This is a genomic window from Ereboglobus sp. PH5-10 (assembly GCF_029504735.1).
Classification (GTDB): Bacteria; Verrucomicrobiota; Verrucomicrobiia; order Opitutales; family Opitutaceae; genus Ereboglobus.
This window is the reverse complement of the sequence record NZ_JAQFIP010000001.1, coordinates 293207-316767: the sequence shown is the minus strand read 5'-3', so window position 1 is coordinate 316767 and position 23561 is coordinate 293207. Positions and strand designations below refer to the sequence as shown.

15 protein-coding genes are annotated in these 23561 nt (G+C 63.2%); 12 read left to right on the top strand and 3 right to left on the bottom strand.

The annotated features are described in order from the left end of the window. Positions 1-4 precede the first annotated feature (4 nt). From carB to lnt, 12 genes are all read left to right on the top strand, one after another. Entirely contained in the window at positions 5-3376 is a 3372-nt protein-coding gene (gene carB / locus M2447_RS01230; protein WP_277557043.1) for a carbamoyl-phosphate synthase large subunit, read from the top strand. Positions 3377-3782: 406 nt separating this feature from the next. Further along, complete coding sequence (locus M2447_RS01225; protein WP_277557041.1) at positions 3783-4808, top strand: zinc-binding alcohol dehydrogenase; 1026 nt, start codon at positions 3783-3785, stop codon at positions 4806-4808. After that, complete coding sequence (locus tag M2447_RS01220; RefSeq protein ID WP_277557039.1) at positions 4805-5872, top strand: Gfo/Idh/MocA family oxidoreductase; 1068 nt, start codon at positions 4805-4807, stop codon at positions 5870-5872. The genes M2447_RS01225 and M2447_RS01220 overlap by 4 nt, the downstream gene beginning before the upstream one ends. Beyond that, a complete protein-coding gene (locus M2447_RS01215) occupies positions 5869-6957 on the top strand; it encodes a Gfo/Idh/MocA family oxidoreductase (RefSeq protein WP_277557037.1) in 1089 nt (362 codons plus the stop codon). Before M2447_RS01220 ends, M2447_RS01215 begins: the two co-directional genes overlap by 4 nt. A 17-nt stretch (positions 6958-6974) precedes the next feature. After that, positions 6975-7949 carry an NAD(P)H-quinone oxidoreductase gene (locus tag M2447_RS01210; RefSeq protein WP_108826196.1) on the top strand — a complete coding sequence of 325 codons (975 nt, stop codon included), beginning with the start codon at positions 6975-6977 and terminating at the stop codon, positions 7947-7949. A 54-nt stretch (positions 7950-8003) separates the two neighbouring features. Next, positions 8004-10271: a glycoside hydrolase family 76 protein gene (locus M2447_RS01205; protein ID WP_277557035.1), complete on the top strand. Its 2268-nt coding sequence runs from the start codon at positions 8004-8006 to the stop codon at positions 10269-10271. A 46-nt stretch (positions 10272-10317) separates the two neighbouring features. Further along, entirely contained in the window at positions 10318-11574 is a 1257-nt protein-coding gene (locus tag M2447_RS01200; RefSeq protein ID WP_277557033.1) for an MFS transporter, read from the top strand. Between the two features lie 10 nt (positions 11575-11584). Continuing rightward, the gene (locus tag M2447_RS01195) at positions 11585-12037 is read left to right on the top strand and encodes a hypothetical protein (protein ID WP_277557032.1); all 453 of its coding nucleotides are present in this window, start codon (positions 11585-11587) and stop codon (positions 12035-12037) included. A 66-nt stretch (positions 12038-12103) separates the two neighbouring features. Further along, positions 12104-14179: a family 43 glycosylhydrolase gene (locus M2447_RS01190; protein WP_277557030.1), complete on the top strand. Its 2076-nt coding sequence runs from the start codon at positions 12104-12106 to the stop codon at positions 14177-14179. A 114-nt stretch (positions 14180-14293) separates the two neighbouring features. Beyond that, positions 14294-16447: a VIT domain-containing protein gene (locus M2447_RS01185; protein WP_277557028.1), complete on the top strand. Its 2154-nt coding sequence runs from the start codon at positions 14294-14296 to the stop codon at positions 16445-16447. Continuing rightward, positions 16444-17835 (top strand): archaeosortase/exosortase family protein, encoded by a 1392-nt coding sequence (locus M2447_RS01180; RefSeq protein WP_277557026.1) that lies wholly within the window; start codon positions 16444-16446, stop codon positions 17833-17835. Before M2447_RS01185 ends, M2447_RS01180 begins: the two co-directional genes overlap by 4 nt. A gap of 103 nt (positions 17836-17938) precedes the next feature. After that, on the top strand, positions 17939-19630 hold the full coding sequence (gene lnt, locus M2447_RS01175; RefSeq protein ID WP_277557025.1) for an apolipoprotein N-acyltransferase: 1692 nt from the start codon (positions 17939-17941) through the stop codon (positions 19628-19630). A gap of 9 nt (positions 19631-19639) precedes the next feature. On the opposite strand, the gene rlmN is transcribed toward lnt, so the two are convergent. The 3 genes from rlmN to M2447_RS01160 all read right to left on the bottom strand — a co-directional run bounded on the left by rlmN (position 19640) and on the right by M2447_RS01160 (position 23541). Continuing rightward, complete coding sequence (rlmN, locus tag M2447_RS01170; RefSeq protein WP_277557024.1) at positions 19640-20689, bottom strand: 23S rRNA (adenine(2503)-C(2))-methyltransferase RlmN; 1050 nt, start codon at positions 20687-20689, stop codon at positions 19640-19642. A gap of 42 nt (positions 20690-20731) precedes the next feature. Beyond that, complete coding sequence (locus M2447_RS01165) at positions 20732-22708, bottom strand: sugar-binding domain-containing protein (RefSeq protein ID WP_277557022.1); 1977 nt, start codon at positions 22706-22708, stop codon at positions 20732-20734. Between the two features lie 77 nt (positions 22709-22785). After that, positions 22786-23541 carry an RsmE family RNA methyltransferase gene (locus M2447_RS01160; RefSeq protein ID WP_277557021.1) on the bottom strand — a complete coding sequence of 252 codons (756 nt, stop codon included), beginning with the start codon at positions 23539-23541 and terminating at the stop codon, positions 22786-22788. Between the last annotated feature and the right edge of the window lie 20 nt (positions 23542-23561).

Below are 23561 nucleotides of genomic sequence, written 5' to 3'. Positions count from 1 at the left end.
ACACATGGCGAAACGCGACGACATCCACAAAGTCCTCATCATTGGCTCCGGGCCGATCGTAATCGGGCAGGCCTGCGAGTTTGACTACTCCGGCACCCAGGCTTGCAAGGCGCTTCGCGCCTGCGGCTACAAGATCGTCCTCGTCAACTCCAACCCGGCCACGATCATGACCGACCCCGTCATGGCCGACGCGACCTACATTGAGCCGCTCAACGTCGAGCGCCTCGAGCAAATCATCGCCAAGGAAAAACCCGACGCCCTCCTCCCCAATCTCGGCGGCCAGACCGGCCTCAACCTCTCCATCGCCCTCTCCAAGGCCGGCATCCTCGCCAAATACAACGTCCGCGTCATCGGCGTGAACCTCGACGCCATCGAGCGCGGCGAGGACCGCGAAGTGTTCAAGGAAACCATGCGCTCGCTCGGCATCGGCCTGCCCGACAGCCGCATCATCCACACCGTCGAGCAAGCCGAGCAAGCCGCCTCCGAGCTCAACTACCCCGTCGTCGTGCGCCCCGCCTACACGATGGGCGGCGCGGGCGGCGGCCTCGTTTACAATATCGACGAACTCCGCGCCATCGTCACGCGCGGCCTCGATCTCTCGCTCACGCGCCAGTGCCTCATCGAGCAATCCATCCTCGGCTGGGAGGAGCTCGAGGTCGAGGTCGTCCGCGACGCCACGGGCAAAATGGTCACCGTCTGCTTCATCGAAAACGTGGACGCCGTCGGCGTGCACACCGGCGACTCGTTCTGCACCGCGCCCATGCTCACCATCCCCGTCGAGGTGCAGCAGGAGTGCCAGCGCATCGCGTTCAAGGTCGTCGAGTCCATCGGCGTCATCGGCGGCACCAACGTCCAGCTCGCCCGCGATCCGAAGACCGGCCGCATCGTCATCATCGAAATCAACCCTCGCACATCGCGCTCCTCCGCGCTCGCCTCGAAGGCGACCGGCTTCCCCATCGCGCTCGTCTCCGCGCAACTCGCCGCCGGGCACAACCTCGCCGACCTGCCCTACTGGCGCGATGGCACGCTCGACAAATACACGCCCTCCGGCGACTACGTCGTCGTGAAGTTCGCCCGCTGGGCCTTCGAAAAATTCAAGAGCGTGCAGGACAAGCTCGGCACGCAAATGAAGGCCGTCGGCGAAGTCATGAGCATCGGCAAAACCTACAAGGAGGCCTTCCAAAAAGCCATCCGCTCGCTCGAAAACGGACGCTCCGGCCTCGGCTTTGCGAAAAACTTCAACGACCTCTCCAAGGACGAACTCCTCGCGCACCTGCGCACCCCCACCAGCGAGCGCCACTACGTCATGTATGAGGCGCTCCGCAAAGGCGCCACCGTCGATGAGGTCCACGCCATCACGCATGTGAAGGCATGGTTCATCGAGCAGATGCTCGAACTCGTGCAACTCGAGGAAAAAATCCTCGCCCACGCAACGCGCGACTCCCTTCCGGGGAGCGCACGCGTCCCGCGTGCCGATTCGGGCGTCACGCCCGAATCTTCCTCGTCCGAATCCTCATCCGCGCACGCGTCCCCGAACAATGGCGCAACCGGGACGATTGCGTCCGCACGCGAGACGCGCGCGCTCCCCTCCTCCCCCGAATTCGACGCCCTCCTCAAGCAGGCCAAGCTCGACGGCTTCGCCGACAAATACCTCGCGAAACTCCTCGGCGTATCCGAAAAACAAATACGCGACCGCCGCGTCGCGCTCGGCCTCGTCGAAAGCTGGGAGGCCGTCCCCGTCTCCGGCGTGGAAAACGCCGCCTACTACTTCTCCACCTACGGCGCGCCCGACGCCGCGCGCCCCTGCGTCCCGACCGCCAACCCGAAAAAAGTCATGATCCTCGGCGGCGGCCCCAACCGCATCGGCCAGGGCATCGAGTTCGACTACTGCTGCGTCCACGCCGCCTTCGCCCTGCGCGACGCCGGCTACGAAACCATCATGGTCAACTGCAACCCCGAGACCGTTTCGACCGACTACGACACCTCCGACAAACTCTACTTCGAGCCGCTCACCGTCGAGGACGTCCTCCAAATCTACAACAAGGAAAAACCCTTCGGCGTCGTCGTGCAGTTCGGCGGGCAAACCCCGCTCAACATCGCCCGCGAACTCGCCGCCAACGGCGTCAACATCCTCGGCACCAGCATCGACTCCATCGACGACGCCGAGGACCGCGACCTCTTCCGCCACAAAATGGAGCGCCTCGAAATCCCGATGCCCGAGTCCGGCATGGCCTCCACCTTCGACGAGGCGAAAGCCATCGCCGACAAGATCGGCTACCCGATTATGATCCGCCCCTCGTTCATCCTCGGCGGACGCGGCATGGAAGTCATCTACGACGAGGACATGCTCCGCGAATACGTTGCCAAGGCAATCGACGTCTCGCCCGAGCGCCCCCTCCTCCTCGACCGCTTCCTCCAGTCGGCCCTCGAATGCGAGGCCGACGCGCTCGCCGACGGCAAGGACGTGTTCATCCCCGCCGTCATGCAGCACATCGAACTCGCCGGCGTGCACTCCGGCGACAGCGCCTGCGTGATCCCGCCCGTTTCGATCGACCCCAAGCACCTCGAAACCATCAACACCTACACGCGCAAAATCGCGCAGGAGTTGAAAGTCGTCGGCCTGATGAACATGCAATACGCCATCGAGAACGACAAAGTTTACGTGCTCGAGGCCAACCCGCGCGCCAGCCGCACCGTCCCGCTCGTCTCGAAAGTGTGCAACGTGCAAATGGCCCGCATCGCCACGCAACTCATGCTCGGCGCCACGATCCCGTCGATGAACCTCGCGCACAAAACCATCCCGCACTACGGCGTGAAGGAGTCCGTGCTCCCCTTTGACAAGTTCCCCGAAGTCGATCCGATCCTCGGGCCCGAAATGCGCTCGACCGGCGAAGTGCTCGGCCTCTCCGCCGACTTCGGCCTCGCCTTCTGCAAGGCGCAGGAGGCGGCGCAAAGCCCGCTTCCCTCGGCCGGCACCGTGCTCATGAGCGTGTGGGAACGCACGCCGCAAGTCATCGACATCGCGCGCACGCTCGTCGCGAGCGGCTTCAAACTCCGCGCCACCGTGGGCACGCGCGCCTTCCTCGCCGAGCACGACATCGCCGCCGACCTCGCCATCAAAATCGGCGAAGGCCGCCCGGACATTCCCGACGACATCAAGAACGGCCTCGTGCAGTTCATCGTCAACTCGCCGATCAGCAAACGCGCGAGCAAGAAGGACGACTCGTATATCCGCAAAGCCGCGATCAAGCACCGCGTCCCCTACATGACGACCCTCGCCGCCGCCCACGCCGCGGCGAAAGGCATCGCCGTGAAAATCAAAAACCCCACGCGCCCGATCTACTCGCTCCAGGAATACCACGCGAACATCAAGTAAGCGCGTGGGGGCGCGCCTCGCGCGCGCCCTCGACACCGCTCGCCAAAAAAATTCAAAGCGGCACGGACATCCTCCGTGCCGCTTTTTTGCACCCCAAATCCGTGCGCGTTGATATTCAAAACCACGCTTGCCCCGGGAGCGCGGGCGTCCCGCCCGCCGGCTTGAAGGTTTGTGCGGACGGGACGCCCGCGCTCCCAGGATGACGTTGTTTTCTCGTTTTGTGAAAATAAAACGGGATTTTTGAAATATTTTTCAAAAACTCGAAAAACAAAAATCATTTTCAATGACGGTGGTGAAAACATTTCTGCTAAGATGTCCGGCGTTGAAGAATTCGCGCCCGTCGCAATTCCCGCAAAACCTCTCCTACCCACTTCGTCCCTAAACTTACACCCAAAGGCAAAATCTCATGAAACGAAAAATCATCCAGTTTGTTTCCGCAGGAAAGGCGGAGCTGACCGACGAGCCGCTGCGCGGCGTCGCCGATGACGAGGCGCTCGTTGAAAACGAAATCTCCGCCATCAGCGCGGGCACGGAGCGCGCCAACTTGATGGATTTGCCAAACCTCGGCGGTCCCGGCGCGGCGCCCGGACAATTTCCAAAACACCTCGGCTACAGCGGGGTGGGGCGCGTCGCCGAGGTCGGAAAAAATGTCCGCGGCGTGAAGGCCGGCGACCGCGTGCTGACGCATTGGGGGAGCTGCCATTCGAGTTTTAATTACATTTCCGAAAACAACCTCGTGAAAATCGACGACGACGCGCTGCCCTCCGAGCACGCGGTGTTCGGCGTGATCGGCGGGTTTTCGCTCGGCGGCTTGCGCAAGACGCGGCTCGAAATCGGCGAGAGCGCCGCGGTCGTCGGGCTGGGAATCCTCGGCGTGTTCGCGGTCGCGCTGTGCCGCGTCGCCGGTGCCGCGCCGTGCATCGCGTCGGATTTGAGCGAGGCTCGCCGGAAGCTCGCGATGTCGCTTGGCGCGCATCATGTGTTCAACCCCGCGGACGCGGATTATATTGAAAAAATCCGCGCGGCGGCGCGCGGCGGCGTGAACGCGATCATCGAGGTGACGGGGCAATCCGTCGCGCTGAAGCAGTCGCTCGGATTTGCCGCGAGATTCGGTCGCGTCGCGTTGCTCGGCTGCACGCGCGTCTCGGACGCGGCGATTGATTTTTACCAGGAGGTGCACCGCCCCGGCGTGGAGCTCATCGGCGCGCACACGCAAGCGCGTCCCGAACAGGAGTCGCGCCCGCACGCGTGGACTTGGCGCGACGACGCCCGCGCCGTCCACAACTTCATGTCCGACGGACGGATTGACATGGCGAAAATCCTCTCCGCCGTCCATTCGCCGCTCGAGGCGCCCGCCGTTTACACGTCGCTCGCGCAAACCCCGCAAGACTTCCCCATCGGCGCGGTCTTCGACTGGAGGTTGCTCAAATGAAACCGATCAAGATCGCGCAGCTCGGCGTGAGCCATGAGCACGCCGCGGGCAAGATGCGCTCGTTGCGCCTGCGTCCGGACGCCTTTGAAATTGTCGGCGTCGTGGACGATCGCGCCACGACGCGCGCGGCGAACTACATCCATTGGGACAAGGAGGAATCCGCCTACGAGGGCCTGCCGCGCCTGACCGAGGAGGAGCTTTTTGCGATGCCCGGCCTGGACGCCGTGGCCGTCGAGGTTCCCAACTCCGAGCTGGTGCCGGCGGCGAATCGCTGCCTTGCGCACAATCTTCCGATTCACATGGACAAGCCCGGCGGCGAGGAACTGGCTCCCTTCGCGCGGCTGCGGCGCGATTACGAGGCGCGCGGCCTCGCGTTCCAGATGGGCTACATGTTTCGCGGCAACCCCGCGATGCGCTGGATTCTCGACGCGACAAAACGCGGCTGGCTCGGCGAAATTTTTGAGGTTCAGGCAAGCATGAGCCACAACTACGGCAACGAGTCCTATGAGGATTACATCGGGAAGTTCCAGGGCGGCCTCATGTTCAATCTCGGCTGCCACTTGGTGGACTTCGTTGTCTCGCTGCTCGGGCGCCCGTCGGGTGTTTTTCCCCTCTTGAAAACCGCGCCCGGCGACAAGCCCGGCATTCACAACAACTGCGTTTCGATTTTGGATTACCCGAACGCCACCGTGACGCTCCGCGCCTGCAGCCGCGAGGTGGGCGGCCTTGAGCGACGCCGCTTGAAAATCTGCGGCACCAAGGGCTCCGTCGAGCTCTGCCCGCTGGAACGCTTCGACGGGCAGCCGCTGCAAATGAGCCTCGTCCTGCTCGATGGCAACGAGGAGCGCGAGGCCGGCGCGCACACGCTCGACTTCGGCCCCGTCCGCGACCGCTACGAGGATCAGTTGCTCGAATTCGCGCAAACCATCCGCGGCGAAACAAAGTCCCCGGCCTCACCCGACATCCTCCTCAATGGCAACCACGACTGCCTCGTGCAGGAAGTCCTGCTTGCCGCCTCCGGTTACGCCGTTGGCAAACCTCAAACCACGCCAGTCGCGCAATGAAGACATCGTCGGCACCCATCAAGTTTGGCGTTTGCGGCCTTGGCCGCATCGGCGCGCAACACTGCCGGTTTTTCTCCGAAAACCGGGAACGGTATCAGCCCGTTGCGTTTTGCGACATCGACGAAAATCGCGCGCGCGAAACCGCCGCGAAGTATCACGGAAAACCTTACACGGATTTTGCGAATTTTATCGCCGATCCGGACATGGAGCTGGCGATCATCGCCACGCTTTCGCTCGACCACGCGCGCCATGCCGAGCAGGCGCTCGCCGCCGGCAAAATGGTTTTGCTGGAAAAACCGATTGGCGTCACCGCGCGGGACTACGCGATTTTGCAACGGCTCGTCCGCGAGTATCCCGGCAAACTTTATTGCGGACACAACCACCGCTTTGAGCCGGCGTTTCAAAACGCACTCGAAATCGTCCGCGATGGAATCTTGGGAAATGTTTACGCGGTGAAACTCGCCAAGCACCACACCTTCATGCGTCGCACCGACTGGCAAATGCGGCTCGATTGCGGCGGCGGACAGCTCAGTGTTTGGGGGCCGCATTTGCTCGATCACGCGTTGCAATTTCTCGCCGGCTCGCCGGTGCGCAATGTGTGGAGTTATTTGCGGCGCGTGCTCACGCCGGGCGATGCCGACGACCATGCGCGCATCATGCTCGAGTCGGAAAATGGCGTTGTTGTCGAAATCGAAATCAGCAATTCCGTCGCGCTGCCCGCGCCGTGCTGCGCGATTTACGGCGACAGGGGCACGCTGGTTTGCGGACAAGAGCAAAAGGAGATTCGGCTTCGCTACCTCGCGCCGGATTTCCGCTGGGACGATGCAACCGCGAGCACGGGCAACCTTCCCGTGGACGCCCCCTGGCACGCAGGCGCCGAAAAGCTCCCGTGGATTGAGGAAACCCGCGCCGTCACGCCGGACGTGAACATGTGGGATCACGTTGAAATCGAACTCGCCCGCCACCTCCACGCGGCCATTCGCGACGGCGTTCCGTTTCCCATAAAAAATTCCGACGCGCTGGAGGTCGCCCGTCTTGCCGAAGTTATCAAAAAACAAAATCCCCGGTTCGACTGGATCGGATGAGAAAGAAAATTTTTTCCATGAAAGCTATCATCATCAAAGATAAAAAGCTGTTGTGGTCGGATGTTGCCGACCCGATCTTAAAAGAGGGCGAAGTGCTCGTCAAAGTGCGCGCCGCCGCGGTCAATCGCGCCGACCTCATGCAGGTTGAGGGCAACTACCCGCCGCCCCCCGGCGCGCCCGACTGGCCCGGCCTTGAGATCGCCGGCGAAATCACCGAAGTCCCCGCCGGCACACCCGGCGGCTGGAAAGTCGGCGACCAGGTTTGCGCGCTTCTCGGCGGCGGCGGCTACGCCCAGTTCGCCGCGGTGCACCACTCCATGCTCATGCCCGTTCCGAAGGGGCTTTCGCTGGCGGAAGCCTCCGCGCTTCCCGAGGCCTACGCCACCGCCTACCTCAATCTCGTCATCGAGGGCGGTTGCAAACCCGGTTATAATTTCCTCATGCACGCCGGCGCGAGCGGCCTGGCGAGTGTCATCATCCCGATGGCGCGCGCCTTCGGACTGCGCGTTATCACGACCGTCATCGACGCGGAAAAGGCAGCCCAAATCACACATCTGAAAGCCGACGTCGTTGTCGATACCTCCAAGGAAAACATCGCCGACGTTTTGAAGCGCGAGGCGGACGCCGGACGTCCGCTCAACCTCGCGATCGACTGCCTCGGCGGTGAAAAAGTCGGCGAGTGCTTCCCGCACGTCGCCTACGCCTGCCGCTGGATCATGATCGCCACGCTCGCGGGCGACATCAGCCCGGTGAACCTGCGCACGATGTTCATGAAAAACATCCGCCTCATCGGCAGCACGCTTCGCAGCAAAACGCCGGAGGTGAAGGCGCAAATCCTCGCGAATCTCGTGAAGGACGTCTGGCCGAAAATCGAGACGGGCGAGGTGCGCCCGACGATTTACAAAATCATGCCGATCACCGAGGCGAACGCCGCGCACGCCCTGCTGCGCGACGGTGTCAGCGCCGGCAAGGTTGTCCTGACGCTGGACTGACGCGCGCAACCCATCACCGCAACAATCGCAACAACACGAACGCCCAATCCCAAAATGAAACCCGCATCCATAATCCTCACCGTTTTCTGTTTTCTGTCGGCGCTTTCCGCGACCGCGGCGGAGAACGTCAAGGTTTCCGTCATCAAAAACAAGAACGGCTCCTTCGGTCTCACGGCCGCCTCCGGCAAGGCCGTCCTCACACAAAACGGACCGATGCGTGTTTCATTCTGGAACGGCGCGTCCAAAAAAGGCCTCGCGCCCGCGCGTGCCGGTTACGCGCAGTTGCGCGAGACCGGACGCGGCGAGTGGCTGGGCACGGGAACACTGCGCGCGGACGCCGCCGACACCGGCAAGATGACGCCGCACAATGCCGTCGAGTTTGACTTCACCGACCGCTGGACCGTTTCCGGCGACACGGTTCGCCTGCGCCGCGAGGTGCGCGTGCGCGGCAACGCGCCCGGCGGCTTCAACAGCGTCATCGGCATGCGCGTCGGCGGCGCGCGTCCGTGGCCGGAGATGGAGTGGTTCGTCCCCGGCGCGATTTACGGCAACTCCGACCACCTGCGCGACAATTCCTTCGGCGCCGCCAATTATTACAAGAAGGGCAAATACACCGTCTGGATTCGCGAGGACCGCCTGCCCGCGCCCCTGCTCGCCACGCGCCTGCCCAACGGCGCCAGCGTCGCCGTCCTCGACTCCGCGCCCGACGGCGCCACCAATTGCGCCGACGGTCTCAGCTTCACGCACAAGCCGATGGCCAGCGAAGATTTTCGCTTCGGCGCCATCATCGCCGAGGAAGGCTCCAACGCCACCGTCATCGGCTACGCCTATCCCGGCTCCGAGGGCTCGCTCACTTACGGCCCGAAAGGCCAGGCGCACAAAACCTCCGCCGTCCAGCTCTGGCGCTACCGTTTCAGCCCGTTGAAGGATGGCTTCACGCAACGCTACGAAGTCACCTTCCGCCTTTCGACAGCCAAAGACACCAACGACCTCATCGCCGCCAACTGGCGCTGGGCCTGGCAAACACTCAAACCCCAACTCAACCCCCAGCCCGTCGAAACACTGCGCGTCAACTTCGTCGATATGCTGATGGAAAACTACATTGAGAAAGACGACCGCGCCGGCATCCGCTTCCTCGCCGCCGCCAACGCCAACCCCAAACCTCCCACGAATCCCGAGACAAAACTCATCCTCGGCTTCCTCGGCTACAACATCGGCGCCGCCGAAATGATGCTCTTCGAAGCCGACCGCGACCCCGCTTCCGAACGCTCGAAAACGCTGCGACAGGCCGCCGACAAAATCATCGCCACCTTCCTCCGCCTGCCCGTCGATCCGCCCGTCGCCGAAGGCTTCGTCTTCTCCACCGGCGAATACGCCGTCTCCGAAGTCGCCGCGCACAAGCCCATAGACCCGGAAAAAAATTCGATTTATCTCCGCAGCTTCTGCGACGACATGAAATCCCTCATGCGCGCCTACGAACGCGAAAAAGCGGCCGGCCGCGACCATCCCGAATGGCTCGCCTGGACACGCAAATTCGGCGACTGGCTTCTCAAACAGGAACAAGCCGGCGGCGGCTATCCGCGCTCCTGGAAACCGATCAGCGGCGACCTGAAAGACGGCTCCCCGACCAGCACCTACAACGTCATTCCCTTCTACGTTCAGCTCTACCGCATCACCAAGCACAAACCCTACCTCGACGCCGCTCTGAAAGCCGGCGAATTCTCGTGGAAAGCCGGACATAACCGCGGCCGCTTCGCCGGCGGCACCAGCGACAACCCCGACGTCATCGACAAGGAAGCCGCCACCATTTCCCTCGAAGGCTACCTCGCCCTCCACACCGCCACCGGCGACAAAAAGTGGCTCGACCGCGCCCGCGTCGCCGCCGACATTGCCGAAACCTGGATGTATATCTGGAACGTCCCCATGCCCTCCGACGCCACGCAGGAACAAATCCACTGGCCCATCGGCCAGTCCACCGTCGGCATGCAACTCGTCGCCACCGGCCACACCGGCGCCGACGCCTACATGGCCTGGGACGTCGAAAGCTACGCCCGCCTCTCCCGCGAAAGCAAAGACACCCACTACATGGACGTCGCCCGCATCCTCCTCCACAACACCAAAGCGATGGTTGGCAATCCCGACGACTTGCGCGGCACCCGCGGTCCCGGCTGGCAGCAGGAACACTGCTGGCTCGACCTCCCGCGCGGAAAAGGCCGCCACCGCGTCTGGCTTCCCTGGGTGACCGTCAGCCACCTGCGCGGCATCAACGACCTCATCGACTACGACGCGGAGCTCTACAAAAAACTCGCCGCCGAAAAATAAGACCCCGCCCCGCGCGGCCTGAAAAAATTAACCAAACCCAAAAAACATGACCAAAAGAAAAATCCCCTTCGCATGGGAGATCGTTGTCTGGCTCTGGCTCGCCTACTTCATGAACCAGGCCGACCGCCAGCTTTACAGCGTCGTCCAAAAACAAGTGCAGGACGCGCTGGGCTTGAGCGACATCCAGACGGGCTTGGTGAACACCGTGCTCATCGCCTCGATGGCGGTGATGATGCCCATCGCCGGCTTCGTCGGCGACCGTTTTTCCCGACGCCGCATCATCCTGTGGAGCCTGCTGGCATGGAGCGTCGCGACGATGCTCACCGGCTTCACCAACGGTTTGGTTTCGCTCATCGTCGTGCGCAGCCTGGCGACCGCCGTGGGCGAGGCGTTTTTCCTCCCCGCCGCCACCGCGCTCATCGGCCAGTATCACGTCAAGACGCGCGGGCAGGCGCTCGCGATTTACCAGACCGCGCAGTATTTCGGCGCGGTGTCGTGCGGCTGGGTGGGCGGCTGGATTGCGGGAAATTACGGATGGAAGCACTCCTTTTGGATATTCGGCGGCGCGGGTGTTGTCCTCGTCGCGTTGATGTGGTCCCGCTTGAAAGACGCGCCCAAAACGGCCGTCGCCGTTGCGCGCGAGCCAATCAGCGCCGTCCTCGGCGCCTTGTTCCGCACGCCGACCGCGCTGGTGCTGACGCTCGCGCTCGGCTGCTCGACCTTTGTCAACATGGGCTGCCTCGCGTGGATGCCCACGTATTTGCAGTTGGAGCCGTTCAGCCTCACGCCCGCGAAAGCCGGTTTGTTCAGCATGCTTTATTACCAGATTTTCTCCTTTGTCGGCGTGCTCCTCGGCGGGCGTGTCTCGGACAAGATTGTCGGCAACCGCCCCTCCTTCCGCATTGAGCTGTCCGGTCTGGCGCTGTTGTTGTGCGTGCCGACGCTCTACCTCATGGGCGCGACGCACAGCCTCTGGTTGGTTTACGCGATGCTCGGCGCGTTCGGTTTCTTCCGCGGTCTCTACGACTCCAATATTTACGCGTCGCTCTTCGACGTCACCTCGCCGCGCCACCACGCCTCGGCAACCGGAATGATGGCCGGATTTTCCTTCGGCGTCGGTTCGCTCGCCCCGCTCATCTTGGGCGTGATCAAGCAATCCTACGCGCTCAACATCGGCATCTCGATGCTCGGAATCGTTTATGTTTTCGGCAGTCTCGCGCTGCTCGTCACCGCGCGCGCGTTCTTCCCCTCGGACTACGCCCGCAACCGCCAGCCCCTTCCTTCCGCAGACAACAACAAATAAAAAAATCACGATGAAAAAAATACTCCTCGCCGCAATCGTCGCCATCTTTGCCGCCCTCCCGGCGCCGGCCCAAAGCAACGCCCCCTACACCGAGGGCCCCGTATGGGACATCATCCTCGTGCGCCTCAAGCACGGCATGCACGACGCCTACTTCAAAAGCATCTCCAAGACCTTCAAGGCCGTCTTCGACGAGGCGAAGAAGGAGGGCATCATCATGGATTATAAAATCCTCTACGGCCAGGCCTCGTCGCCGGACGATTTCAACGTGATGTCCATGGTGCAGCTCAAAAACTACGCCGCCCTCGACACCTACCGCGAAAAAATAGACCCCATCGCCCGCCGCATCGAAGGCGACGCGAAACAACAAACCGAGACCTTCACCGGGCGCGTCGAAATCCGCGACATCCTCGGCTACAAATTAATGCGGGAAGTCACCCTGATCGACGAAGACAAGAAAAAGTAAGCGCCCACCCGCCCGACGCGACTCGACACAAATCGACATAAGTCGATTTAAGTCGAGTCGCGTCGAATGACATCGCAAACACACCGCACCGCCCGTCCCATGAAACTCCCCGCGCGCCTGATTCTGTTTTTCGGCATTCAGCTTTCAGTTTTCGCGGCGGCGCAAACGGAGCGTGTCGCCTTTGTCGGCGGTCCGGACGCGACCGTCGGCGACGTCGAGTTTTCAGCGGCCTTCGCACAACTCCCCGACGGCGGCACCATCGTCGTGCGCGGCCCGACGCGGCTTGGCGAAAAATTCCTCGCGCCCGCGCACGATGCGCGCATCACCATCACCAGTGTTCACGACGGAAGGGATTACCGGAAGGAAAACGGCGCTAGGCTGATCATCGGCGGCAGCTATATCATCAACGGTCCGGCGACATTTGCCGGCCTCGTCATCGCGCCGGATGCCAGGACAAGCCGCATCTATTGCAACGCCCGCAAGGTCGTGTTCGGCGGCGATGTTTCCTGCGAGCCGACGGAAGGAGGCGGCTTTCCAAGCATCGTCGGCGCGTTGGGCGGCGCGGGCGGATCGGATGTCACCATCGACAGCGGACGCTGGGACATCGTGGCCGGCGGCACATTTCAAAATGCCGAACCCACAACCGGCACGCTCCGTGTGACGATCAACGGCGGGCAATTTCACGGCGCGGTGTGCGCCGCCGGCTCGGGCCGGCACACCGGCGACGCGGAGATGACGATCAACGGCGGCGTGTTTTACGGTGGCGTCGCCGTGCTCGGCGGCTTTGCGAAAGCGTCGATTCGGGGCGACGCCCGCGTCACAATTAACAACGGCGTTTTTCACGCCGGCATCGCGGCCGCGCGTCACAACGGCGCGGAGTTTGCCGGCGCCTACGCGCTCACAATCAACGGCGGCGATTTCACCAGCGCCATCGCCGTCACCGGCGCGAGCGAACTGCGCGGCAACAAAACCTCCACGCTGACGGCCTCGCCGGGCCTGCTCGACAAACGCAACGCCGGCGCGCTCACCTTCACCAACCCGCTCATTCGCGGAGCCGATCCGTGGATATTTTTTCACGACGGTTTTTATTACAGCACCGCCACCGGCGGCTCGCAGCTCAACATGATGCAGGTCGCCAACCTCCCCGACCTGGCGCATGCCAAGTCGGTTGTCATCTACAAACCCGCCGCCGGCAAACCGTGGTCTCGCAACCTCTGGTCGCCAAAAATCTATCACTTTTCCGAAAGCGAAGTCGGCGCGGAAAACGCCGGCTGGTATCTTTACCTCTCCGCCAACGACGGCAGCGGACGCCCCTCGCAAGGCCAGCGCATGTTTGTGCTCCGCTCGCTCTCCGGCACCCCGCTCGGCCCCTACGGCGAGGCGACCGGCGCCCGCAAACCGCACACCGCCACGCGAGTGACAGCCGCCGCAAAAGGCAGCGCCTTCAACAAAACCTGGTGCGGCGGCGCGAAAATCCTCAAGCACAACGGCACCCTCTACGCCATCTGGGTGAGCGAAGTCGGCGACGCCCAATCCAAAAACACCGGCGACCGCTACCAAATCATCTGCATCGACCGCCTGCTCAATCCCTGGACCATCGCGGGAAACCCCGCCATCATCTGCCGTCCGACGCTCGCGTGGGAAAAACACGGCGCCGGCCCGGGAAAAGCGGGGATGTATCCCGAAGTGGTCGAGGGCGGCACGCCGGTTTATGGCGACGACGGCGCGCTCTATCTCTTTTATGCGGGCAGCGGTTACTGGACGCCGCATTACGCGATCGGGCTGATGAAATTGATCGGCAGCGATCCGATGAATCCCGCCCACTGGCGAAAGGCGGACAAGCCCCTTTTCAAAGCCTCGGACGAAGTCGTCGGCACGGGCAACGCCTGCTACGTGCCCTCGCCAACCGGCGAGTCGAAATGGGCGATTTATCACGCCTATGTCGGCAAAAAAACACGCGGAGTCCCACGCCAGTTATTTGCCGAGCCCTATCTCGCCAACGAAAAAGGCGTGGCGATTGGCATCGGTCGCCCGTTCCCGCTCGGCACGCAATTAAGAATCGAGGCCAACCCCATGCCCCTGCGCAAAAAAATAAGCGCTTTCACGACAACCCTTTCGGCATCCGGCTCAGTTGTCCGCTAAGGAAACCAAAAATCCCGGATTTGAAACAACACCTCGCGTGGAACCGCGGCGATTTCATCGCGACTTCACGCGGGCTTCATACTGAGTTCACGCAGCGCGCGCATGCTCGCGCGCATGGAAAAATCTTCGCATCACTTCGCGCCAAAAAACTCCAACCAAAAACTCAGCGCCCTGATTTTCGTCGCGGCGCTTTTGCTCGGCTTCATCGCGCTTGGCATCACGGTCGTCGCCGCGCCGGACGGCCCGACCGATTTGGATGATCCCGATGTTTCGCTTTCGCCCTATTTCCAAGTGAGGGGCGCGGAGGACGGCGTTGACGCGCTCCCGCTCAAAAGCACGCAGGTCGATGCCGTGCTCGCGGGCGTGATCGCCGGGGTGCGCGTCGTGCAAACCTACCAGAACGAGGGCGCGACGCCGCTCGAGGCGCGCTACATTTTTCCCGCCTCCACGCGCGCCGCCGTCCACGGCATGACAATGACCGTCGGCGAACGGCGCATCGAGGCGCAGATCAAGGAAAAGGCCGAGGCGCGCAAAACCTATGAAAAGGCAAGGCGCGAGGGCAAAACCGCATCGCTTCTCGAATCGCACCGCAGCAATGTTTTCGAGATGAATGTCGCCAACATCCTGCCCGGCGACACGGTGACCGTGGAGCTTCGCTACAACGAACTCATCACGCCCGAGGAGGGCGAATACGAATGGGTTTTTCCGACGGTCGTCGGGCCGCGTTACACAAGGAAAGCGCCCAAGCCCGTCCAGGAAAAACCGGATGCGCTGCCGCCCGACCCGCTCGCCGGCTCGAAGCGCCTCGGCGGCGAAGGCCTGGCATACTTGGGCGAAAACGAGGACGGCGAAAACGAGCCCGTCTTCACGCTCACCGCCGAAATCCTCGCGGGCACCCGCGTGCAAAAGATGAAATGCGTTTCGCACCGCATCGACACGGAGGAGGTCGGCGGAGGCGTGCGCGTGTCGCTGCCGCCGCGCGCGGGCATCGCTATGAACCGCGATTTTATCTTGCGCTACCGGCTCGCGGGCGGCGCGCTCGCCACGGGGCTCATGGTCGATTCGTTCAAGGGCGAAAATTATTTTCTTCTCACCGTGCAGCCGCCCGCGCGCGTCGAACCCGCGCAAATGCCCGCGCGCGACTATGTGTTTGTCATGGATGTGTCCGGCTCGATGTGGGGTTTTCCGCTGGAGGTCTCGCAACGCCTTCTCAAGGAAATGCTGGTTAACTTGCGCGACATCGACACGTTCAACGTGCTGCTTTTTTCCGGCTCCAGTCGCACTCTTTTTGAAACCTCCGTCGCCGCCACGACTGAAAACATCGCCGCCGCCATCGCCCTTTTCGAGAGCGGGCGCAAATACAACGATTACGGCGGCGGCACCGAGTTGCTGCCCGCGCTCAAGCGCGCGTTTGCGCTGCCGCGGACGCGCGCGGGCGTGTCGCGCAACATCGTCGTGATCACCGACGGCTATGTCGATCTGGAGGCCGAGGCCTACGCGCTCGTGCATGAAAGCCTGGGCGACGCCAACCTGTTCGCGTTCGGCATCGGCAGCTCGGTGAATCGCGAGTTGATCGAGCGTCTCGCGCGCGCCGGGCGCACTGAGCCGACCGTGATCGAAAATGAAAAACGCGCGCAAAACGCCGCCGGGAAATTTCGCAACATGATCGAGTCACCCGTGCTTACCAACGTGCGCGTCGAGTTCGCCGGCGGCTCGCTCAGCGCGCCCGACGTGCTCTCGCAGCGCCCCATCGTGATGTGCGGCAAATGGCCCGACCACATTGACCCCTCAACCCAGACAATCCGGCTGGGCGGCCAAACCGGAGGCGGCGAATGGAGCACGGAAATCTCCGTGGCCGACGCCGTTGACCTGAACGCGAACGGCACGCTCGCGCTGCTCTGGGCGCGCGAACGCTTGTGGGAGTTGAAGGACTTGCACGCGTTGCGCGCGGACGCGCCGAAACAAAAGGCGGCGATCATCGAGTTGGGTTTGAAATACAACTTGCTGACGCCCTTCACCTCGTTTGTCGCGGTTGATTTGACGCCGCGTTTGTCCGCCGATGCCGCGTCGCAGGCGAAAAAAGTAACGCAGGCTTTGCCGCTGCCCAAGGGCGTGAGCGAGCTCGCGGTCGGAGTCACCGAGGACGCCGCCGACAGCGTGCCCACATCGCCGGAACCGGAAACGGTCGCGCTTCTGATCGTCGCCGCGATGGTCGCCGCGGTGATGTGGCGCAAGCGCGAACAAAAAATGCGGAGAGGCGCGGCGTGAACGACAGCGTGCGCGAATTGCGCGGGCAAGCCGCTCCATGCGCCGGCGTGCTTCTTGCGGGCTGGCCGGTGTTGCGCTGGTTTGTGGCGCGGCTTGGCGACGGCGGCGACGAACGCTTCGGCTTGGTCGCGCTGGCCCTGGCGCTCATATTGACGCCGCGCGCGGTGTGGCGCGAACGCATTGCGGCGTGGCGGTTGATTGTCGCGGGCGTGTTCGCGCTGGCCGTCGCGTTTCCGGTTTCGGGGACGCCCATGCTGTTGCGCGCGCTGTTGCTGGTATGCGCGCTGTCGGTTTTGTTTTGCCGGGGCGGGGGTGCGTTGGGCCGCGCGGGATTGCTCGCGTTGTCGTTGCCGGTGACGGCCACGCTGCAATTCTTCGCGGGGTATCCGCTGCGCGTGCTGACCGCGGAGCTGGGGCGTCCGTTGATCGCGTTGTTTGGTGTCGCAACGGAACGATCCGGCGTGGCGCTGGAGTGGGCCGGCGGCGTGGTGGTGGTCGATGCGCCGTGCAGCGGCGTGCACATGCTTTGGACGGGCGGGGTGCTGGTGTGCGCGGTTGCGGCGTGGCTGCGCCTTGGCGCGGGGCGCGCGTTTTTTTTCGGCGTCGCGGGATTGTGCGCGATCCTGCTCGGCAACACGGTGCGCGCTGCGGTTTTGTTTTTTATCGAATCGGGATTGTGGCGCGCGCCGGGCTGGGCGCACGAAGGCGTGGGGCTGGCAATCTTCGCCGCGCTCGCCACGGGTTTGTTGTGGCTGGGATTCGGGCTGAAAGGGGCGAATCGCGAGGGTGGGGCGAAACCTCCGGCCGAGCCGAAATTGGATGCGCCATTTGAGCGGGTTCGGCTCAACCGGAGGCTTCGCCCTACCGTGGTTTTTGTGTTTGCGGTGATGTGTTCCGGCGCGGCGGTGATGCCGTTGGCCGGCCAGCGAGGAACGGTCAGCACCGCGTCTGACGCGGACTTTCCCGGCTGGCCGGAGTTGTTCGAGGGCAAACCGTGGATACGTTTGCGGAATCCCCGGGACGCCGCCGCATTCGCCTCCGGATTCGCGGGGAAAACAGGCGTGTTCAAGCAAACCGGCGCCGATGGTGCCGGGCGCATTGTGGTGCTGCGCTGGATACGCGAGGCGTCGCGCGGGGTGCATCCGGCGGCGGATTGTTTCCGGGCGAGCGGGTTTGCGATCAAGCCGGGCGGACTCGTCCGCGATGCCAACGATGTGATGTGGTCGGAGTTTTTTGCGACGAAGGACGGTGAAACCTGGCGCGTGCGCGAACGCTGGCGTGATGACGCGGGCGGAGCGTGGACGGATGTGTCGGCTTGGTATTGGGCAGCGGTGCGCGGACGCGGTCCGTGGTGGGCGGTGACGGTGGCGGTGGCGTGCGGCGATTGAGCAAGGCGCGCGCGTTGGGGCTCCGATTAGTTTCCCCGGCCCCTAGCTTCTTTCTTGTCGCGGGGGCCCGGGCCGGTGATCCTTTCGAGTTTCACAACCTTCCATGCAGCGAAAACACACAGCGCGCGATTTTGATTTTGAAAAATACGAACCCTCATTCTGGGCGTTGAACGCCCGGTGGATGGCGCCGCTTGCCGTGTTCGTGCTGACGGTGGTGCTGACCGTGCTTTCGTTTCCGCCGTTCAGGGCGATGGCGTTTGCGTATGTGTTTGCCGCGCCGCTGTGTTTTTGGGCGCTCACCAAACCGCGTTTCAAAACCTACGCGCTCGTCATGCTCGGCGCGCAGGCCGTGGCGTGGACGATCATTCTGTGGTGGCTGCATCATGTGACGTGGGCCGGCGTTTTCCTGCTCGGGCCGTTCGTGGGCGCGTGGATCGGCGTCTGGTATCTCGCGGTGTGGTGGGCCGCGCGCAATTTCGCGGGACGTCCGTTCCTGGTGCGCGCCGCGGTCATGCTCGGGCTGGCGGGATTGTGGGTTGTCATCGAGTGGACGCGCGCGTGGTTCCTGAGCGGATTTCCGTGGCTGCCGCTCGGCGCGAGCCAGTGGTATGTGCTCTCGTTGTGGCAGGTCGCCTCCTATACGGGGCAGGGCGGAATTGCGTTTGTGCTGATCGTGTTTAATTTTGCGGTCGCCTCCTACACGCACCGAATTTTCAAGGAAAAACACTCGGGGCTTCGCAAGCGCAGTCCCGAGTTCAGCATGGCGTTGATCATGCTCCTGCTTGTGGTGACGCCGTCCCTGACCGATGTCTTGATGACCAGACGGACCGAGTCGGTTGCCGTTTTTAAGCTCGTGCAACCCGATATTCCCGCGGCCATCAAGTGGTCCAAGGAAAACGAGGAATTGAGCTACCGGGAGCTTCGCAGGCTCAGCCTTGAAACGAAGCCAAAGACACCTCACCCGGAGGTCATTGTCTGGCCCGAGGCGGCGCCGCCTTATGCCGTGTTTGGCTGGCCCTCGAGCGCGGAGCTTCGCGAATGGCTGGTCGATGTGTCGGAAAAAGCCAGGGCGCCGCTGCTCACGGGGGCGATCACCGCTGACGATCCCGCGCGACCCGACGAAACCTTTTACAACGCGGCCTTCGTGGTCGATGCCGGGCGCGGGGGCGTGCAACCCGAGGGCTACAAAAAGCGGCACCTTGTTCCGTTTGGGGAATACGTGCCGCTGCGTCCCTTGCTCGGCTGGCTGGAAAAGGTAACCGACGCAAGCTCGGGCGACACGCAGGCCGGCGCCTCGGCCAAACCGCTCTACATTCACACGCCGCGCCGGATCATCGCCGCGGGCATGCTGGTTTGCTACGAGGATATATTTCCGAGTCTCGCCGTGAACAACGTGATCTCGGGCGCGGATGTGCATGTGGTCGTCACCAACAACGGTTGGTTCGGGCAGGGCGGGGCGGCCTACCAGCACGCGGCGCATTCGATGCTGCGCGCCGTGGAGACGCGCCGCCCCGTCATTCGTTGCGGCAACAGCGGCTGGAGCGGCTGGATCGACGAATACGGCGGGATGCGCGGAATGATGAAAAACAAGGATGACTCGATTTATTTTCGCGGCACCGGGACGTTCGTTGTCGAACGCGACACGCGCTGGGTCGGGAAGGAAAGTTTTTATGTGCGATACGGCGACTGGTTTGTCGCGGTGAGCGGCGCGCTGGCGTTTTTCGGTTACATGATGACGCGGTTTTTCCATCCGCGCGACAAGGCACCGATCGCATACACCGAAGCCGGGCGGTGAGGAACGTCCTCAGCGCGCGTCGCCCGCGCGTTTTCGCAACTGGCCGCATGCCGCGTCGATGTCGCGTCCGCGCGGTCTGCGGAAATGCGCCACCGCGCCGCTCTCTCGCAGCACTTTTAAAAATGCCATCGCCGTTTCCTCGTCGGCGCCCGCATACGCCGCGCCGCTCAGGCTGGTTCCGGTCGGGTTGTAGCGGAGCAGGTTCACGTGCATCCGCCGTCCTTTTAACAACGCCGCCAGTTGGTGCGCCTGCGCGGGCGAGTCGTTCACGCCCTTCAACAGGCAATACTGAATCGTCACAATGCGTTTTGTTTTCGCCTGGTAGCGATCCGCCGCGGCCAAAATATCCTCCACGCGAAAACGCTTCCCCGCCGGCAACAGCCGCGCGCGCGTGGCGTCGTCCGGCGCATGAAGCGACACCGCCAGGTGGATGTTCAGGTCCGCCGCCGCCATCGCGTCGATTCCCGGCACGATGCCGACGGTGGAAACGGTGATCTGCCGCCAGCCGAGATTTCCCATGCCGTTTGGCGCAATCCGGCGCACCGCCTCAAGCACGGCGTCGAGATTCAACATCGGCTCGCCCATGCCCATGAAAACAAGCGTCTGCAACCGCCGTCCCGCCATTGCCGCCTCGCGACGGACCGCCAGGAACTGGCCGACCATTTCACCGGCGGTCAGGTTGCGTTCGAAGCCCGTTTTTGTAGTCGCGCAAAAATCGCAACCCATCGCGCAGCCCACTTGCGACGACACACAACCCGCCGCGCTGTCCGGCGCAAAGTTCGTCATCATGACGGCCTCGACCGTGCGTCCGTCGGCAAGCCTCAGCAGCACTTTCACCGTGCCGTCCTCCGCTTGCTGGCGCGTCGCGATTTCGCAGCCGTTTGCAAATCCGCGCAAATGCTCCGCCAGTCCCGAGGGCAGTTTCAGCGCGTCAAAATCCGCCGAGCCGTCTCCCTCGTAAAACGCCTTCAACACCCGCGCGGCGTGCGCGGGCTTGTATCCGCGCGCCTCAATGTGGCGCGCGAATTCCTCCACGGAAAAATCAGCCAGTGATGTCATGAGCGAACAAGGACGCGCATCGCGCGCGCCCTTGCGAGGGTGTTAATAGAGTTTTGTTGCCTGATGGATTTCCTTGAGGCGGGCGGCGGGGATTTTTTCGACTTTGCGGTCGTAGGTCAGCAGGCCGTTGACCTCGCCCTCGACGTCGGTCGTTTGCGTGTAAACGCCGGCGCACATGCCTTGGTTTTCCGCAAACTCACGGAGTTGCGAGAGGCGGTCGATGTAGTGTTTTTCGAGGTCGGCGGCGTTGTGATAGGTCTGGTAGCCCCAGTTGCGCTTGTTCGTCCACCAGAGGTGACCCTCGATGGGATAACCGAGTCCGCCAAACTCGCCGAGCACGAGCGCGCGGTGCGCGTCCTTGCGCTCCATGACGGGCATTTTCTCGCTGTAATTGTGGTAGTCGAGCATGTCGCCGGCGCCGGTGTCGAGCCAGCCGCTGACGTTGTTGACGAGGCGGCTGGGGTCGCAGGCTTTCACGGCGGCGCCGAGGCGCACGCTGTCGTATTGGCCCCAGCCTTCGTTCATGGGCACCCAGACGACGATGCTCGGATGCGAATAGAGCGCGTCGATCATGGCGCGGAGCTCGGTCTCGAATTGCCGCGCGGACCCGGGGCTGCGCACCGCTTCTTTTTGCCCTCCGCGCCTGACAAACTGGCTGTCCTCGCCGGGCGTGCGCGAGGCGCCCTCGGCCATGCCGCTGGGCATGTCCTGCCACACGAGCAGGCCGATGCGGTCGCAGTGCGCGTAGTAGAGCGCGGGTTCGACCTTGATGTGTTTGCGGAGCATGTTGAAGCCGGCTTTTTTCAGATAGTCCAAGTCGAAGCGCATCGCCGCCTCGGTCGGGGGCGTGAGCAGGCCGTCCGGCCAGTAGCCCTGGTCGAGCGGGCCGTAGTGGAAGAGCGGTTTGTTGTTGAGCATCATGACGACGCCCTTCGGCCCCTGGCCGAGCGAGATTTTGCGCATGCCGAAATAACTTTTCACGGAGTCGAGCTGAACGGCGCCGTCGGGCAGTTTTGCGTAAAAGGCCTGTTCCTCGGGGCCGAAATAACGCACGGATTGCCAGGTTTTCGGGTTGATTTTTTCGCCCTTGAACGGGTTTTCGACGCGGAACAAATCGATCTGCAAATCGTAGAGGTGGGGTGAGTCGGGGCTCCAGGTTTTTGCGTCGGGGATCGGGATGTTGAGCTCGCGGTTCAGGCGTCCGCCGGCCTCGGCGACGAGCTTGCCGCCGTCGAGCACGCGCGCGCGGATGGCGTAGTGTGTTTTGCCAACGGCGACACGGTTGCCGAGCGTGGTGAGCTTGAGCAGGCCGGCGTCGAGGTTGGGTTCGCATTTCACGACGGCGATGCTCATTTCGGCGGGCACGGGTTCGAGCCAGACGGTCTGCCAGATGCCGGAGGCGGGCGTATACCAGATGCCCTGTTGGTCGAGTTTTTGCTTGCCGCGCGGCTGGTCGCCCTCGCTCGTGGGATCGGTGACGGCGACGACGAGTTCCTGTCCGCCGCCCGCCTTGATGTAGGGTGTGATGTCGAAGCTGAACGGATCAAAGCCGCCGCGATGCGAGCCGACGGGCGCGCCGTTCACATAAACGTGCGCCTCCCAGTCAACCGCGCCGAAATGCAAGAGCACGCGCTGTCCGTCCCACGCCTTTGGAATCGTGAAGGCGCGGTGATACCAGAGGCGCTGGCCGGGCTTGAGTTCGCGCGCGACGCCGGAAAGGACGGACTCGACCGGATAGGGCACGCGGATTTTGCCGTCGTATTTGGCGGGCGCGGCCGCGGCGAGTGGCGTGATGGCGTAGTCCCACTGGCCGTTGAGATTTTGCCAGGTGGCGCGCGTCATTTGCGGGCGCGGGTATTCCTGCCAGCCGCGTCCGGCCTGCGCGTCGGCGGCCCATGGGGTGAGCATGGGCGCGTCGGTTTTGGTTTCGTTTTGCGCGGAGGCGATTGCCGGGAGCGAAAGCGCGAGCGCGCCAAGGCCCAGCGCTTTTATCAATGATGCGATGTTTGGGTTTTTCATGGGAAAGAGGGCGTAGTTAATGGCCGTGGATTACGTCCGGCGGGGAAACAGGGCGAGAAAAATGCGGCGGCGGCCTGTCACATGCGCCCCATGTGCGCGAGCGCGAGCGTGACGGCGGAGACGACCGCGGTTTCGAGGCGCAACACACGAGGGCCGAGATGCGCGAAGGCGAAATGCGCGGCGCGGAGCCGGTCGCGTTCGTCCGCCGTCCAGCCGCGTTCGGAGCCGAGCGCGAGGATGGCCGGCGATTTCGGCGGGGCGGCGAGGCATTCGCCCAGCGACGCGGGGGACTCGTAGTTGTCGAGCGCGACGCGTCGCGCCGAAGGCCGGTCACGAGCCAGGCTCGCGAGGGTTTCGTCGAGTGTATTCAAAAACTCAATACGCGGGATGCGCGTGCAAAACGCCTGCGCGGCGCCGGCCTCCAGATGGCGGCGGTATTCGCCGGTTGTCCAGAGCGTGCTTTGCGCGTAGGAGGGCTCGCCGCGCGCGGTCGCGGCAAAGTGCATTTCCGAAACACCCAGCGCGGTGGCTTCGTTGAGGATTTTGCGCGCGGTTTGCGGTCGCGGAAGCCCGATGACAAGCGTGACGGGCGGGAGCGGCGGCGGCTCGGTTTTGTCCCACGCAAAGGCGAGCGAAACCGCGCCGTCGGAGGCGATGCCGGAGAGCGTGCCCTTGCCGCGCGGGCCGTTGACGAGGCCGGCGTCGAAGGTGTCGCCCGGCTTTCGACGAAGCACGCCGATGATGTGCGCGGCGCGCGCGTCGTTTTTTGCGAGCGTGGCGGCGTCCCGCGAGGCCGTCGAAAAATCGTCAGGCGTGAAAAGGATGAGGTTCAAACGGAAAGCGATGGATGAAT